The following is a 15,178-nucleotide window of genomic DNA, read 5'->3' on the forward strand; positions in this document are numbered from 1 at the left end:
CTGGTGGGCTTTATTAAAGTTATAGCTCACAAGAAAGTTTTGTGCCTGGAAAAGCGCTTTTAGAGTTTAATTACTGGTTTTCTTTTTGATTTCGCTGAGCTCTGTCAGCAATTCGTTCTCGCGAATACGCAATGCACCCAATTCAAAGGTGATTTCTTCAGAGCGGCTGGCAAAACGACCATAGTCGCTTTTAGTCACCTGATCAGATAATTCGATGGTGGGCTCTTTAGTGATTTCAATCGCAGAAGCCGTCGGAGAGTGGGATTCAACTTCGTCGAAAAGCAATTTTGATTTGCTTTTTGCCTGAGAGTCTAACATCTGTAGTTTTTCGCCAAAGCGATCTAAGGCGGGTCTGTTTACGTTCAAACCTAGTTCAACACATTCTTTATGAGTCGCTTCATAGTTACCATAATCATACTTGCGAATGATTTTCTTAACCATTTCCACTTTTTCAACTTGAAGCTTTTTATTAAACATCGGTATTTACTTCATCTTACTAACATACAGAACAATGCCAGACCTAATAACATTTAGATAGTTAATAGTTTATTAACATCTTAATCCGAAATAATAAGTTAAAAAAACAGCAGTTGAAAGTGAAAATGTACAAAAATTGACTTTATTTGCTGATTTTTTGTTGTATTTTCTGTACAAAATCCGCGATTCAGCAACGTAATAGGTCGCATTTGCAACGCCAATTTACGGAGCAGCCTGTCACCGTACAGTGACATCCAGCCAAACCAATCGGTGATCGGAACTACTCGCGCCACGTTCATCTTCACTTACCAGTGTTGCTAATTCGCTGTCTGCGGCAGGCCAAAATACACCAGCATTATGTATATTCAGGCCAAACGCGGAGGGTATGACATAATCGGCGCGCATTTTCCACGCCGCTGTATGATAAGGACACCATTGAGATTGCGCATTTTGAGGCACATCGCATGTTCGCTGAGGAATGTGTTGCGCTGCCTGGCGTTCTGAAAATCCCCGCGCCACTTTGGGATTATGCAGTAACTCAGTGATCGCTCGCTTGCCATTGATTTCGGTCGCATCTCCTTCAACCGTGGAAGCGTTCAGGTCGCCAAGAATAACAAACCTGTCATTGCCCTTTAATCCCGAGCTTGCTACCCCATTGTCGTTATACAACCAGTTCAGGTCTCCATTTACATAGTGTTGCCAGAATTTGATTTCATCAAAATTTCTGCGCCCATTCCGATCTTCCTCACCATCAAAAACGGGGGGAGTTGGGTGCGAAATAAGCGCATGAACTACCTTGCCGTGGATCTTCACTGGAATATCTGCATGGGTTTTAGAAGATAAGCGAAACTGCTTTATGCCTTCGTCAGAGTACCAGGCTTTGCCATCTAATTGCGGTAGCAGCGCGCCGGGGAAATCTTTCCACAGAAAGCGTTGGAAGGTCTGAATCTGAGATTCCAGAATCGGGAATTTGGACAACAATGCCATACAATACTGACCATCATAATGACCAAATCCAAATTTATCAGGACGTTGCTCACTGCCTCGGAAGTTGATACCGGCACTGACTCCGGTATTGCATTCTGGTTGATAAATATAGGGATATTCCAAGCCTTGCAGGTTTGCGTGACCTCGTTTCAGATACAAGTCGAGATAAATTTGTAAGGTCTTGCCTTGGTCATTGCCGTCTATTTCATTTAGTAAAAGGATATCCGGAGCCACACGTTGAATGATTTCAGCGGATTTTAATGCCGCCGGGTAATCACCCTTTGAAAGCAGTTGGGCTAATTCTCCCCGCTGTTTAGCCTGGTCAAGACCGATATTAAATGTGGCGACTCTTATTGCGTCTGGAGATCGGTTACTGTCTTGCATAGTTGCATTAACATAAAGGTTAAATGAGAGATAAATCAATAAGCTGTATATGAATCTAACGGTATTTTTAACCGCAACGCCAGTTTGTTTCCGTAGCATCAGGAACTAATTTTTGCGAAAATAGACGGCCACAATAACTGAAGACCCCGGAGAGGAGAAGTCAAACTTGAATAAAACAACCTCTCCAGATGACAAAATGCATCCGAAATCCTCACTTTATCTCTGTCCGATATGTAAGCAGCACCTTGAACCCGTCCAGCGGTCTTTTAAGTGCGTTAACAATCACCTGTTTGATATCGCTAAAGAAGGCTATATTAATCTTTTACCGGTAAACAAAAAACGCAGTAAAGCGCCTGGCGACAGTAAAGCGATGTTACTTGCCCGGCGGGACTTTCTCACGGCAGGGTATTACCAATGTTTAGTTAAAGCACTGGAAGAGACCCTCAAAACGCAGTGTAAGCATGATCTGACGACTGTTTTAGACCTGGGCTGTGGCGAAGGATTTTATGGTCGTGAATTGCAGCAATTGTTAGCCGACCGTTTTAATCATGTTGGATTTTGGGGAGCGGACATTTCTAAGTTTGCCGTCCAGTTGGCGGCTAAACAGTTTAAAGCCGCCAGTTATTCTGTGGCCAGTGCTGTGAATCTGCCTTATCGCGACGGCAGCTTTGACGTAGTACTTGATATTTTTGCGCCTTACAGTTTGCCAGAGGTTCATCGATGTCTGAAATCCGAGGGAATTTTCCTATTGGTTGGGCCCGGCAGGGAACACCTTTCTGAGTTGGCCGGTCTGGTATATGACTCAGTCAACTCGCACAAGGGAAATCCGGTCAAACAGGATGACAGCATTTTACTGAAACCCATTTTCCAGCGACGGGTCACGGAGCAACAAACCATAGCCGGTGAACAAATATTAAACTTATTGATGATGACCCCGTATTATTGGTCAATATCCGAGGATAAAAAACAACAAATTAACGGTTTGACGAGTCTGAATGTGACACTTGATTTTGAATTGCAAGTGTTTAAGAAATAGCGGTTGAATCGAACACAGGGTAATCCGCGCAGTAGATAATGGATGAAGATAATCCAACCTGCGAGCACCTTGTCACTATAACGACGAAATAAGCGAGGCAACACTCGCAAAGAAGAATTCTTACAGGAGATAGTTGGGTAATGATCAAACTAAACGACATTGAAGCACGTATTATAGGTGTCTTATTAGAGAAGGAAATTACCACGCCGGAGCAGTACCCGCTGTCCCTCAATGGCCTGACCGTGGGCTGCAATCAGAAAAGTAACCGGGAACCTGTCATGACATTGAGTGAAACCGATGTTCAGAGTGGCCTGGATTCGTTAGCCTCGAAACGACAAATTATGGAAGACACCTGGGGCAGCCGGGTTACCAAATACAAGCACAAATTTTGTAATACGGAATTTGGCAGTTACAAATTTACCGCTCAACAAACTGCCATTGTGTGTCTGTTATTATTAAGAGGGCCACAAACACCAGGTGAACTGCGTACCCGTAGTAATCGACTGGCAGAGTTTAGTAATGTCGACGAGGTTGAATCTGCGTTGCAATCGTTAATGGATTTTAACCAGGATCAGTTGGTGCAACGGTTGCCACGAGAACCTGGTAAGCGGGAAAGCCGCTATGCACATTGTTTCGCTGAGCAAGAACAAACTCCACAGCTCATTGATGCCTGCGAAGACGTCATAGCCGATGAGGACGATTTGCTAAGTCGGGTGATAAAACTTGAAGAGCAAGTCAGAGATCTTACAGACCAACTTGCAAAATTAAACCGCGTCAATGACACGATTTAACAGGCGGAACTAACGTTATGCAAGATTCAACAAACAGTGAAACTCCGACTGGCAAATTAGAACTCTCTCTGGATGTGTCGTTACGCATTTTGTTTATCAACGCCACCGGCCCGTTTGGCGCTGACTTTGCTGAGCGTTATCACGCCCAAATTGCGCCTTTGCGCAGCGCTTTACAGCCCATAGCCTGGGGCAGTCTGGCAACGGTGGTTGCTGGTGAAAGCCTGGCTAATGATGAGGTCAGAAATTTCTTGATCAGCTCCATCAAAGACGCCAAAAGTCTTGGGTTGAAGGTAACCGCTCTGGTGTTAGAACAAGATGCGCCGCAGGGATATGTTCAGTGGTGGGATTCTGTTTATCAACAGACAGGTCTTAGGTACCGACTCTTTTATAAAAGACAGGAGGCGATTTCCTTTCTGATTCAGTCACTTTCATAGACAGTACAGCCTCCTCCGATTAATTTTTGGTCAATAATATTCTCCTTGGTTTTCAAATTTATCTGCCTGATTTCACTAATAATCCATTTGCAACTATATTTAAGTTAAATGGGTTACATATTATGTAAACTGTTTCACGGAATTGTTAAAAATTTGAATTTGGTGGCTCACACATTTTAAATTTAAATGATACTATTCTGACCGTTTCCATCGTGACAGAGGAATTAAACCATTGGATAAAGAAGAAAAATTTAACCCGGAACGATTGCGCAACATGCGTAAAGAGGCCGGAATTACACAAAAACAATTAGGGGATATTTTAGGACTCAGTAGAGAGACTGTGCTGCACATTGAAAATGGCGCGCCCGGTTCTATTGATACTCTTGAAATTCATGTGATCAGAAACTGGTATATCGCTTGTGAGGATAAGATTTGTCAGCCCACTAAAGATGAATGGGCGATCTATATTAAATCGTTTTTCGATATTAAATAGGTAACTATTTTACCTTAATACAGGCATTTAAAAATGCTCAGTAGCTTAGTAACTTTGACAATTATTAACTACTGGGCATTTTTGTTTTTAAACGCTGCTGTTTTTCTGATGTAACTGAATTTAAAACGTTTTTCATTTTATAATCATCAGTAAAAAACGCCTGCTGAAGAGGGCTTTTGCCAGGACGCTGAGTGAGTGTCTAATGGTATTTGACGAGCCAACAGGGTTTCTCACAGTTGTTTGTCGGTGAAGCTTCATTCTGCTATAAAAACCAGACAATATTGATCCAGGTGAACAGCTATGTTCATAACAGACATGGCAGTGAAAGAATACATTGATACGGTGAAAGTCCTGGCAACTGGTCGTTCCGATACACAATTTAACTAATTACATGCCTAATCGTACATAATAATAAAGCAACAACTGCTCTGGCAGGAATTTTCCGGTAGAGTATTGCGCTCAAAAACTAATACCTCAGAACTCTATAGGTGTCAGGACTGTTATGGCCGGAAAGCGTGAAAAGTTAGACTTGCTCAGTGAGCAGCTAAGACAAATCGGATTGCAGGATGGGGTTAATCAAACCAAAGTTTCAGGCGTTGCCTGTTTTAAATCTTCGGTTACGCAATCCAAATGCCCCAATCTGTATGAGCCACTGATATGCCTGATAGCACAAGGTGAAAAGGTCTGTCATGTAGGATCGGAAGTATACAGGTACAGGTCCGGAAACTTTTTCATTAATTTTTTACCCCTGCCGGTGCAAACAGAAGTGGTGGATGCTTCAGAACAGACCCCCTTTTTGTCCGCAGCATTAGGTATAAATTTGGTGCGTTTGGCCGAAATCATTTTACAAATTGAAAGACTGCAAAGTGACGTTGATGTTGTCGAGCACAAACCTTTGGATGCCTCATGTGTTGTTGTCGGAGAAGCTGATGCTGACTTGATTGATGCCTTTAACAGACTGTTAAAGGTCAGCAGTTCCGCGACTGAAGCGGCGATACTGGGGGATGCCATTGTGGATGAAATCTACTTCAGAATCTTAACGGGTGAACATGGCTTTGCATTGCGCGAACTATTGAACCAATACGGACACATTCAACCAGTGTCGAAAGCGGTAAATTACATCCACGCCAACCTGAATAAAAGCATTCAGGTTGAACAATTGGCGAGCTTATCGAATATGAGTAAGACGGCTTTTTACAATGCCTTCAAGCGCCTGATGCATTTACCACCTAATCAGTACATCAAAGGCATAAAGTTACAAAGAGCACAAGCGCTGCTTAAACAGGGAATGCAGGCCAATGAAGCCAGCTTTCATGTTGGATACAGCAGCTTTTCCCAGTTCAGTCGCGAGTACAAGCGTTTTTTCGGTTTTTCGCCTTCACAAACTGCGGCAGCTTAAACCTGAATGAGCTTCTTGTTGAACCGATGCCGAATTAGCAGCAACAGCAACACATCTACGAGCAGGTGAACTAAAGTTGCCCCCATGGCACCTAAACCTCCTGATTGCGCAAGCGCCGGCACAAACTTTCCTGAAACTGAGGCGTTGTTACTCAGGTCAGATAATGCCAGTGCCAGCAGGCCGTATTCTTTGTTTACCGCTAATACATTGATCAGCGCGAACACGAAAAACAATCCGGAAATCGCCAGGTATTTATCTTTATTCCAGGACATGTTGTCAGAATAAATCCAGCCAATGAGCACGGCACAGGCGGTGACGTAGAAGTTCCAGAGAAAATTAATCTGGTCTCTGATTTGAAAAACGACACTGACAAGTTCTGATTCGGTCATTTATTTGCTCTTTTTATGTTTCGCTTAGTGTAAACAAAAATCCCGCCATGTGTAATTCATAAATCATTTTGCACTTACACATATCACAGAGAACTGGTAGGTGTTGCCTATAATTTGTAAGATGTCGGATTATGGCTGGATCATTTTTAAGTCCCCCTGATCATACTTCCACAGAAGAGTCCTTGTTTCGACAACTGGTTGCTCCCGCGTTGTTGCGGGCTAAGCAATTGCAACGTCAATTTGAAAGACTGGCCAGCCACGATGTCAGTGAACACCATAGATTATTGAAAGAAATTGAGCAGGCTGAGCACAATGTCTGGCAGGCCATCGCATTAGCTACTGCGGATATCAACCCTTCGTTGATTTCCGAAGTGTCTGCAGCTTCCCCTATGTCTTTGAAGCCAAAAGATAAAGAGTGGATGGAAAAATGTCTTGTGGAGTCCAGCTTGCCGTTACTGGAAGAGGGCGATTTTACGCCTATTCGCTTTTTACAGGATCGCCGTTAGCGCAGCGCGTTTCGATGTTCAGAATAATCGGGGTAAAAACGGTGTTGCTCTGGATAAGGCTTAATTTTTGCTTAAAATCTGTTATTCATGTCTTCTTTGACGAACAGACACATTTTTGACGGGTGCATTATGAGCAAATATCTGCCGCTGTTGCTAATTACATTATCACTATCCACATCCACCTGCCTGGCACAACAATCTGCTGCCCTGAAACTGTACAATCTTGAACTGGGCGGTGATAAAACCCTTCAGCAACAGTTGGGAGTCAGCCCGCAAAGCTTTTTCTTATCCGATGGAAATAACCAGGAACCGGGCAAGTCCCTGTCCGTGAAAGAGCGGGCAGAAAATCAGATAGCCTGTAAACAGAGTGGCTTTGGTGTTGGTAAAGTGCTTAGCCAAATCTACCATGATCTTGCAGCACAAGACGAATATCTGGAAGCACGCAAAGAGTCTCTTAATCAACGAATCAAAGAGGACCTTAGCAACACAGAAAAAACCGTGATACACAGTGTTAGTAAACGTTTTGCTCAGCCTGTCTGCCATTGGGCATTTAACTCAGCAGAATATGTTAATAAAGAAGTGCCAACCGTCGTGACCAAATTTATCAATAAGTCTGGCGTGAAAAAACTGGCCACGCTGACTTTTAGTGTCAATCATTCAGGCAAATTACTGTCACTAAAAGCGGAACAACTGGTGGAGCGGCTGGACTCCGAACGCCTGGACACTATTCTGGCGGCTATCGCAAAACGCTATAACATTGAAATTGACGCGATTGCCATGCTTAGCAAAACCAAACAAAAACAGATCCTGGACGGTAAGCAAGCTATCAGCTTTCAGGTTGATAATGCACAATGTGATATTCAGGTCAGCAATACTTATTACCGAAGTGATGCAGCAGCGCGTTTTTTCGGTGTTGAAGAGGCGCATGGCTATATCGAGTTTGGTTGTCAGTTACCAGCATTACGCGATTTTGACGATGCGAAATTGGCGGCCTATGTGACGCAGCGTGTCACCGAATCGGTCAGTCAGCTATTGGCAAAACACAAAGCCCAAATGAAAGCCGAAGGACAAAAAGAACAACATTCGGGATTTGTGTTTTAATGCCGGTTTAAAGAAACAGCTTAACTCAAGCACAAGCTGAGTTGCTCTGAAAAACCTTTAAATGACTCTTTTAAAATTAATCAAATAATCATTCGTTCACCAGCATTCGATAGCGAATTTTTTTCCTGAATGGTTTCTCTGGTGTCGTAAATTCAAAGGGAAAGTCGGGTTTATTGGGAGCATCGGGATAGTATTGGGGTTCAATGCAGATACCGTTACGCGGCACAAATGGCGACCCCATATGATCTGCAGTGTAAACCTGTACGCCGGGGTAATCAGAATATACTTCCAGTGCAACACCGCTTTCTTTACTGCTCAAACGCGCCACAGGCACATTGTCATCGGTACGGGATACCACAAAATTATGATCAAGACTGGTGGTAATCTGTTTAGGGCTGGTGAAATCAAAGTCCGCCGGTACAGTCGCTATGTCGCCGGTGGGAATATTGTCTGCCGCAACCGGCGTGTATGTGGCGGCATTGAGTGTTAACCAGTGACTATTGATGTTCTTGTTGTGTTCAGCCAGATTAAAATAGGCGTGACCAGTTGGCCCAACCGGGACTTTACTGGCAGAAGTGGCTGAAAACTCGATGCGTAATTCATTGTTTTCTGTTACCTCATAACTCACCTCAAAATGAATAGGGCCGGGGTAACCTTCTGCTGCGCGTTTTTGATGCAGGTAAGTGAGAGTGAGTTTGTCTTTGGTTTGTTCCTTAAGTTGCCAGTAGACGTTTTGTAAGCCATCTTTACCACCGTGCAGGTGATTTTCCCCTTCATTTGCGCCTAGATAAATTGTCTGACCATCGATAATGACCTGAGATTGAGCAATCCGGTTGGCGTAGGGGCCAGCAATAGCCCCCATACAGGCGCCGTCCTGCAAATAATCTTCAATGTGGTCATAACCAACAATGACATTCTGCCCGCGAGAAATTTGCGTACACCAGTCAATAAGGCGGGCCCCGAAGTTAAGAATGGTAGCCTGATTGCCGTTAGCGGAAGAAATTTGCCAGGTTTGTAACATATGAAAAGCTATAGCGTTAATCTTATCTGTAGCGGATTAAAACCATATTAACCGCGGGAATCAACTGTAAAAGTGCAATAAACAATTTAAATAAATGAACTGGTGAATAAAGCAAACGCCGGATTGCGCGACAGACACTGATTTTGCACCCCGCAATCCGGCTGAAGATTAAATGATGGTTTTTCGGGTTCTCAGATGATTAAATCTGTCCTCCACGTAGGTCTTTTTGATACTGACCAATTCATCATAATTGTCCTGAAAGTACACTTTTGTGGCAATACCCGGATCTTTAAAGCTGATAAACGCGCCATAAGCGCCTTCTATCTGGGCTCTTTGTGACACATCAATCCAGTCCATAGCCCGGTTGGTATCGACAAAGACCTTGTTGGTTTGAAGCTCCAGTTTGTTTTTGATGCTTTCATTCCACCAGGTCTGATACTGAATAGTGTATTGGCAAGGGCGATACGGAAAAGCCACGCCCAGTTCCTTTGGGTTTTGCCAGGGTTTCTGACATGCAGTCTCTTGAGAAACGCCCATATCCTGATAAAAATCCCCCACAATTGCCCCCAGGGTTACATAACTAAACAAGCCCAGGTGCTCGCTTTCAGGGCTTAGTAAATTGGAGGAAAGTGTCCTGATCAACTGTTTGCGGCTGGTGTCATTCCATAGTCCTGAACTTTTGGCCGGAACCAGTTTTGAACTGATTTTATGGGGAGCAGGGGCATCATAATCTGGCGTAAACGGCGTCCCCTGCAACAAGGCGGTATTGCCCGGGCCCTGGCCAGAATAGCGACTGACATCGGCGATTGAGTTTCTTCCCCAGTCACCCATTAAATCTACTGGGTATTTGGCATCATCATCGCTTTGACCGGCGCCATTGGCCGGGTAAATCACCACTGTAGCCTTCGTGCCGCCGACACTGGCAAAAGCGCGATCAATAAAGTTCTGCAACTGGTTTTCGTTACCCTGCCAATACCCATACATCAAACAATGGTGGTATATGCCGTTTTTGTAAGCCTTGTCAAAATCACCGTCGAAGTGTTTCGCATTGATTTTCAGGTTTGTACCCAGCAATTCAGTGTTGCTTTCGTTAATGGCGTCTTCCCAGGCTGTCAGTATTTTGTCTGTTGCGTAATCCTCAGAGGGTAGCGGGCAGCTGGAATCTGCGCTCAATTGCGTGGGAGAGTTCCATTCAATGGTAAACCGGTGTATCTCATGTGGTAGCTCGAAAGTCTGGACTTTCCATTCGGTGACAATCCCATAACTCATACCGCCACCACCGCGTAACGCCCACAAAATATCGGAGTGCTGTTTTTCAGTGGCGGTGATCCGGGTGCCATCACCTAAAATGATTGTGGCTTCTTTCAGGTGCTCACAGCACATACCGTGCTTTCTGGTCCAGGGGCCCCAGCCTCCGCCCTGAATAAACCCCGATAGGGCAACGGTAGCACAGGTTCCATGCGGTATCATTCGGTCCTGTTTTGCCAAAAGTGGTGTTAGCTCATAAAAGCGGTATCCGGCGCCGATGGTCGCTATGCCATCGTCATCAATTTCAATTTTGGGTTTTAACCCGGTAATATCTATTAAAACCGTGTTGTCTCCACTGGATTCACCAGCATGGTCGTGCCCTCCGGTGCGAACTCTCACCGGTAAATTATATTTAACTGCCATCTGATACGTGGTTTGTACCTCTTCGGTTGAGGTACACATAACAATTGCGAAGGGATGGTACTGATAGCGGGTATTAAACACCATGGCTTCTGTTTGATAGGTGTTTAAGCCAGGGACCTGACTGGGAAAGTGGTTTGAAGGGGTTAACAGCCGCTTTTGATCAAAACCCTGTGCAAGCATGGCATCAAAAAACAGTTTAGCATTGTAAACCATCACGGAAAAAACGCCCAACACCTGCCTTCTTTGCTGCATCGGATCATTTATTTTAGGATCCTCATGTTCCACTGAGCCTAACATTGCTGTTGGCGCGCTAATATCAAACCTTTCTTGCTGTGACATAGTTATATTCCTTATAGTGTTCCTTTGCCTGGGAGTAAGATTGTAGTGGTAAATAAAATAATTACCATTATGTCGAAATAATTAAACATAAAATATCAGAGAGTGAAATGAATAACCCCGTTACCGAAAAGCCAATTAACTGTATCGTGTCCGTCGATGGACAGCCATTAAGTGCGACTCATCAAATCAGTGCGGTGCAGGTGGTTTTGCATGCTGATCAGGAAAGTGTTGCGAGCATCACCATCAATGAATCTTCGCAAACCACTGATCAGATTCATTTTCCAAAGCAAATTAATCCGCTGGCAAATGTAGAGGTGGCATTAGGGGATGCAGACCATTGCACCCGGGTATTTAGTGGTGAACTGATGGCGTTAGAGGCTCAGGTATCGTCAGGGGTAGGTACTCTGGTGGTTTTAAATGCGCTTACAGACATCGACTTTCCATTTGAGAACAACCCAGCGCAGTGTTTTACTTATGGCGAATCCTTACTGGACTTTAACGGTGTAGTGCATTTTGAGGACGCACCAGTCGAAAACGATGACTATCCCACAGAAGTGGAGCTTACGGTTATCGGAAATGCCTCTTTAACACCGAATCAGCGAGTAAATTTGAAAAATTGCAGCCAATGGTTTGACGGTACGTATCAGGTATTGACGGTTAGCCATCGACTGGAAAACGCTAGCTGGCTAACGCAACTGGTGGTTAGCCGCTGATTTTAAAGGGGGGCTTTTTTAAGTAATCCGAAAAGCCCGTTGATAAACATTTGTACTGACATGATCAGCAACAACATCCCCATCAAGCGTTCCAAAGCTAACAGACCTTTGTCTTTTAGTATGCGCAGCATAAAAGGTGCGGATAACAAAACAACCATAGTAATTGCCCATGCAATCAATACCGAAAGGGTGAGCATAGGTAAACTCAGCTGAGAGGTCTTTGACATGACCATCAGGGTTGCCAGCGCTGAGGGGCCGGCAATCATGGGCATGGCAATTGGTACTACGAATGGTTCACCTTCACCACCAAATATGCTGTGTCCTTTCGGGGGCGGGAATATCATTTTGATGCCAATCACGAACAGAATAACCCCACCTGCAATGGTTACCGCTTCAGTTTGCAATCCAAATAACTTTAAAAAATGCTCACCAAAGAACAAAAAGATCAATAACAGCGCCAGACCTATCAGAGTTTCTCTGAAGATAATTTTGCGTTTTCTTTCTTTTGGAACCTCTTTGAGTACCGATAAAATGATGGGTACATTACCAAATGGATCGATAACGAATAACAGCACCAGGGTCAGTGAGATAATTGAATCCAGAATTTCCACAATAAAGTTCCCAGAAAAAACAACTAATAATTTTTAGACTCTATTCTAGCTGATGATGTTGTTGAATTTCCAACTTCCTGAATTAGTTCATATTTTAATGGTGCGAAAGGCGTTGAGTTCAGTTATGGTCGAAGAATGACAGGGCGGTAACCAGGTTAACATAATTTATCTATGACAGGCTTGTAACGTTACCTGTCACATGCAATCATTTGTGACAGGTAACAATTGCTATGTGAGTACCGTGATGAATGACGCTGACTTTTTCGTTGTTAAACAATATTTAATGCGCAGCATTGCGCGCCCAGGCTTTTGGCAGGGGATTAGCCTTGAGCAAAAAAATAAATCTGTAACCAGTCTCCACCAGTTACCTGATGATAAGGCGCAGTGGCTAGACTGGATAGCAGATAATTTACAGCCTGAGCAACAGCAGAAGCTAAATGCATCTGTACGAAAATCGCGGATGCGGCAAAAAGGCAAAGACATTACAGTATCTGATGAAGCGCATCGCATACTGGTGGCCTTATCGGATAATGGCAGGTTGAGTTTTTCACAGGTTATAGAGCAAAAACTGAATCGGGCCTATTTAAACGCCATTCGCAAAGATAAGTAACGCCACATTTACAGGGAAATTCTTGTTCTGATTTAACTTTTTTGCATATAACGTCTTTTAATATGATGTTCCTTTAAGTAATCTGCAACTAATGGGTTTGGCTGCTGACGACCTCACAGTCGCTGAACTATCGAATATTTGGGATAACTGTTCAGGTTTCCTATCGTATCTAAGCTGGAATTAGTAAATGACATCTATCAGTATTCGCGCAAGATTAATGCTAAGTGTTGGCGCAGTCGTGTTTGTCCTGGTCACCATTAATGGCATGGTAAATTATCTGCAGGCACGCTCCGGGCTCAAAAGTGGTGTAACCGAAATCATCAACCGCACCGGCGAAAATACCACCCGTTTTGTCGCCAATTGGTTCAGTGTAAAAAGCCAGATGGTTTCTGGTGCGGCGGAAGCGCTGCGATTAGGAAACAGCATTCAGGATACCGTTCAACAAGGTCAACTCGCGGGTAAATTCGAAGTAATGTACGTTGGAGCCGGTGACGGACGTATGTTGACCTATCCGGCAATAAACCTGCCAGCGGACTACGATCCCAGAACACGTCCCTGGTACAGGCAGGCACAGCAAGCCGCGAAACAGATAGTTACTCCACCGTATCAGGATGCCAGCTCAGGCAACATCGTTATGACGTTTGCGCAACCGGTGGCCAATGATGTTATCGCCGCGGATGTCGAACTGGGGGACGTGGTTGAAGAAGTATTAGGGGTAAAAATTGGTGAATCCGGTTATGCCGCGCTGATCGACGGTGAAGGGAAGTTCTTAGTACATCCTGACAAATCGAAGGTCGGTAAGTCATTGTCCAGTTTTGGAGGCGGAACCCGTTTAGGCAATAAAGCCAGCGAAATTGAAATAGACGGCGAAACCTGGATGGCAGCAACCTTTGCCATTGATGGTGTTGACTGGAAATTACTGTTGGCCATGGAAGAGTCAGATGCCATGTCTGGTCTGGGGATGATTGCGGTAACTAACCTGCTGATATCTGCAGCTACAATTGGTCTGGTGGTATTGGTGTCCGGATTTATGATCTCCTTATTATTACAGCCGCTTGTGTCGCTCAATAAAGCCATGTCAGATATCTGCAAAGGCGATGCGGATCTCACCAAGCGTCTGGAAGTAAAAAGTGAAGATGAGATAGGCCGTTTAAGTCAATCTTTTAACCATTTTATTAAGATTATTCACGATTTAGTGTCAGATACTATGACCTCCGCCAGTCGCCTGACAAACTTGTCTAACTCGGCTCGCGACAACGCCCAAAATAACAATCATGCGATTCAGGTACAGCAATCAGAGATAAGCCAGGTGGCCGCCGCAATTAATCAAATGTCGACAACCTCTTCTCATGTGGCAGACAACGCCACAGATACGGCAACCGCAGCACAAAAGGCGGCTGAAGAAGGCAATAATGGCATGAAGAACGCCGGCGAAAACAAAAAACGGATGGAAAACCTGACGCGTCAAATCGATGAGACAACCGTAACGATCAATCGTCTCGATGAGCAGGCTCAGCAAATCAACAGTATACTGTCTACCATTCAGGGAATTGCAGAGCAAACTAACCTGTTAGCCTTAAATGCTGCCATCGAAGCCGCACGTGCCGGTGAACAGGGAAGAGGATTTGCGGTGGTTGCCGATGAGGTGAGGGCGCTTTCCGGTCGCACACATGAAGCAACGGGTGAAATTCAGAATGTTATTAAGGAACTACAGGAACAAACCCAAAATGCGGTGAATATCATGGAGCAAAGTAAAGCTCTGACCGCTGAAACAGGCGCCAGTGCCCAGGAAGTGACCAGCAGTTTAATGCGTATCGCAGAAGCCATTGAAGATATCTCCGGCAGGGCCAATACCATTGCAAATGCCTCCAGAGAGCAATACACCTCGACAGAAGAGATTAACCGAATTGCGACAGCGATACACGATGCTTCAAATCAGTTGGCGGAAAACGTGCACCAGGCCACAACGCAATCGGATGAATTGCATGCGCTGAGTGAGCAAATTGATGGTAATTTGGCCCGGTTTAAGGTTTAGATTTAAGCTTTACTAAAGGACAACAAAAAAGCCGCTCAACAGCTGTCTCTTATACACAAATCCCTGCTAAGTAATTAGTGGGGATTTTTTTGAACTAAATTCCTGGCCTTCGATCAGAACTTCAAACACGATTTGGAGTAGATGGTAATGAACGAACATTTCTTTTGGGCGCAGCAGCAAT

At 44.4% G+C, this 15,178-nt stretch carries 16 protein-coding genes; 10 read left to right on the forward strand and 6 right to left on the reverse strand.

All coding sequences use genetic code 11. The features are described from left to right. Positions 1-66: 66 nt before the first annotated feature. Both AC0J20_RS17000 and AC0J20_RS17005 read right to left on the reverse strand, forming a co-directional pair. Positions 67-477, reverse strand: coding sequence for a hypothetical protein (locus AC0J20_RS17000; RefSeq protein WP_229527278.1), 411 nt, complete (start codon positions 475-477; stop codon positions 67-69). A gap of 237 nt (positions 478-714) precedes the next feature. Continuing rightward, positions 715-1,848 (reverse strand): endonuclease/exonuclease/phosphatase family protein, encoded by a 1,134-nt coding sequence (locus tag AC0J20_RS17005; protein ID WP_473022634.1) that lies wholly within the window; start codon positions 1,846-1,848, stop codon positions 715-717. Positions 1,849-2,014: 166 nt separating this feature from the next. Between AC0J20_RS17005 and AC0J20_RS17010 the strand changes: the two genes are divergently transcribed. The 5 genes from AC0J20_RS17010 (at position 2,015) to AC0J20_RS17030 (ending at position 6,001) form a co-directional block, all read left to right on the forward strand. After that, positions 2,015-2,884 carry a putative RNA methyltransferase gene (locus AC0J20_RS17010; RefSeq protein WP_473022635.1) on the forward strand — a complete coding sequence of 290 codons (870 nt, stop codon included), beginning with the start codon at positions 2,015-2,017 and terminating at the stop codon, positions 2,882-2,884. A 140-nt stretch (positions 2,885-3,024) separates the two neighbouring features. Further along, positions 3,025-3,675 (forward strand): YceH family protein, encoded by a 651-nt coding sequence (locus AC0J20_RS17015; RefSeq protein ID WP_229527282.1) that lies wholly within the window; start codon positions 3,025-3,027, stop codon positions 3,673-3,675. A gap of 17 nt (positions 3,676-3,692) precedes the next feature. Further along, positions 3,693-4,109, forward strand: a complete 417-nt coding sequence (locus tag AC0J20_RS17020) for a hypothetical protein (protein ID WP_473022636.1) — start codon at positions 3,693-3,695, stop codon at positions 4,107-4,109. A gap of 232 nt (positions 4,110-4,341) precedes the next feature. Then, positions 4,342-4,602: a helix-turn-helix domain-containing protein gene (locus tag AC0J20_RS17025; protein WP_229527284.1), complete on the forward strand. Its 261-nt coding sequence runs from the start codon at positions 4,342-4,344 to the stop codon at positions 4,600-4,602. A gap of 502 nt (positions 4,603-5,104) precedes the next feature. Continuing rightward, positions 5,105-6,001: an AraC family transcriptional regulator gene (locus AC0J20_RS17030; RefSeq protein ID WP_473022638.1), complete on the forward strand. Its 897-nt coding sequence runs from the start codon at positions 5,105-5,107 to the stop codon at positions 5,999-6,001. Here the strand turns inward: AC0J20_RS17030 and AC0J20_RS17035 are convergent. Then, the gene (locus AC0J20_RS17035) at positions 5,998-6,390 is read right to left on the reverse strand and encodes a hypothetical protein (protein WP_473022639.1); all 393 of its coding nucleotides are present in this window, start codon (positions 6,388-6,390) and stop codon (positions 5,998-6,000) included. The genes AC0J20_RS17030 and AC0J20_RS17035 overlap by 4 nt on opposite strands. Positions 6,391-6,521: 131 nt before the next feature. On the opposite strand from AC0J20_RS17035, the gene AC0J20_RS17040 reads away from it, so the two are divergent. Beyond that, complete coding sequence (locus tag AC0J20_RS17040; protein ID WP_229527287.1) at positions 6,522-6,896, forward strand: hypothetical protein; 375 nt, start codon at positions 6,522-6,524, stop codon at positions 6,894-6,896. A gap of 129 nt (positions 6,897-7,025) precedes the next feature. Then, on the forward strand, positions 7,026-7,997 hold the full coding sequence (locus AC0J20_RS17045) for a hypothetical protein (RefSeq protein ID WP_229527288.1): 972 nt from the start codon (positions 7,026-7,028) through the stop codon (positions 7,995-7,997). Between the two features lie 88 nt (positions 7,998-8,085). Here AC0J20_RS17045 and AC0J20_RS17050 read toward each other — a convergent pair whose 3' ends face one another. Both AC0J20_RS17050 and AC0J20_RS17055 read right to left on the reverse strand, forming a co-directional pair. After that, positions 8,086-9,018 (reverse strand): aldose epimerase family protein, encoded by a 933-nt coding sequence (locus tag AC0J20_RS17050; protein ID WP_473022640.1) that lies wholly within the window; start codon positions 9,016-9,018, stop codon positions 8,086-8,088. A 168-nt stretch (positions 9,019-9,186) separates the two neighbouring features. Further along, complete coding sequence (locus tag AC0J20_RS17055; RefSeq protein WP_473022641.1) at positions 9,187-11,028, reverse strand: FAD-dependent oxidoreductase; 1,842 nt, start codon at positions 11,026-11,028, stop codon at positions 9,187-9,189. A 107-nt stretch (positions 11,029-11,135) separates the two neighbouring features. Here AC0J20_RS17055 and AC0J20_RS17060 point away from each other — a divergent pair, with 107 nt between their 5' ends. After that, positions 11,136-11,741: a hypothetical protein gene (locus AC0J20_RS17060; protein ID WP_473022642.1), complete on the forward strand. Its 606-nt coding sequence runs from the start codon at positions 11,136-11,138 to the stop codon at positions 11,739-11,741. A gap of 2 nt (positions 11,742-11,743) precedes the next feature. Here the strand turns inward: AC0J20_RS17060 and AC0J20_RS17065 are convergent, their stop codons facing one another. Continuing rightward, positions 11,744-12,352 (reverse strand): MarC family protein, encoded by a 609-nt coding sequence (locus AC0J20_RS17065; RefSeq protein WP_229527292.1) that lies wholly within the window; start codon positions 12,350-12,352, stop codon positions 11,744-11,746. Positions 12,353-12,584: 232 nt separating this feature from the next. Between AC0J20_RS17065 and AC0J20_RS17070 the strand changes: the two genes are divergently transcribed. Together AC0J20_RS17070 and AC0J20_RS17075 are read left to right on the forward strand one after the other, a co-directional pair. Then, positions 12,585-12,962: a hypothetical protein gene (locus AC0J20_RS17070; protein WP_473022643.1), complete on the forward strand. Its 378-nt coding sequence runs from the start codon at positions 12,585-12,587 to the stop codon at positions 12,960-12,962. 187 nt (positions 12,963-13,149) lie between these two features. Next, positions 13,150-14,997 carry a methyl-accepting chemotaxis protein gene (locus tag AC0J20_RS17075; RefSeq protein ID WP_473022644.1) on the forward strand — a complete coding sequence of 616 codons (1,848 nt, stop codon included), beginning with the start codon at positions 13,150-13,152 and terminating at the stop codon, positions 14,995-14,997. Positions 14,998-15,178 lie beyond the last annotated feature (181 nt).

The organism is Planctobacterium sp. R6 (assembly GCF_055755215.1).

Bases quoted from the DNA above. Each gene is read 5' to 3' on its own strand.
- AC0J20_RS17055 (WP_473022641.1), bottom strand. From the start codon at position 11,028: ATGTCACAGCAAGAAAGGTTTGATATTAGCGCGCCAACAGCAATGTTA.
- AC0J20_RS17020 (WP_473022636.1), top strand. From the start codon at position 3,693: ATGCAAGATTCAACAAACAGTGAAACTCCGACTGGCAAATTAGAACTC.
- AC0J20_RS17060 (WP_473022642.1), top strand. From the start codon at position 11,136: ATGAATAACCCCGTTACCGAAAAGCCAATTAACTGTATCGTGTCCGTC.
- AC0J20_RS17005 (WP_473022634.1), bottom strand. From the start codon at position 1,848: ATGCAAGACAGTAACCGATCTCCAGACGCAATAAGAGTCGCCACATTT.
- AC0J20_RS17000 (WP_229527278.1), bottom strand. From the start codon at position 477: ATGTTTAATAAAAAGCTTCAAGTTGAAAAAGTGGAAATGGTTAAGAAA.
- AC0J20_RS17030 (WP_473022638.1), top strand. From the start codon at position 5,105: ATGGCCGGAAAGCGTGAAAAGTTAGACTTGCTCAGTGAGCAGCTAAGA.
- AC0J20_RS17075 (WP_473022644.1), top strand. From the start codon at position 13,150: ATGACATCTATCAGTATTCGCGCAAGATTAATGCTAAGTGTTGGCGCA.
- AC0J20_RS17045 (WP_229527288.1), top strand. From the start codon at position 7,026: ATGAGCAAATATCTGCCGCTGTTGCTAATTACATTATCACTATCCACA.
- AC0J20_RS17050 (WP_473022640.1), bottom strand. From the start codon at position 9,018: ATGTTACAAACCTGGCAAATTTCTTCCGCTAACGGCAATCAGGCTACC.
- AC0J20_RS17015 (WP_229527282.1), top strand. From the start codon at position 3,025: ATGATCAAACTAAACGACATTGAAGCACGTATTATAGGTGTCTTATTA.
- AC0J20_RS17040 (WP_229527287.1), top strand. From the start codon at position 6,522: ATGGCTGGATCATTTTTAAGTCCCCCTGATCATACTTCCACAGAAGAG.
- AC0J20_RS17035 (WP_473022639.1), bottom strand. From the start codon at position 6,390: ATGACCGAATCAGAACTTGTCAGTGTCGTTTTTCAAATCAGAGACCAG.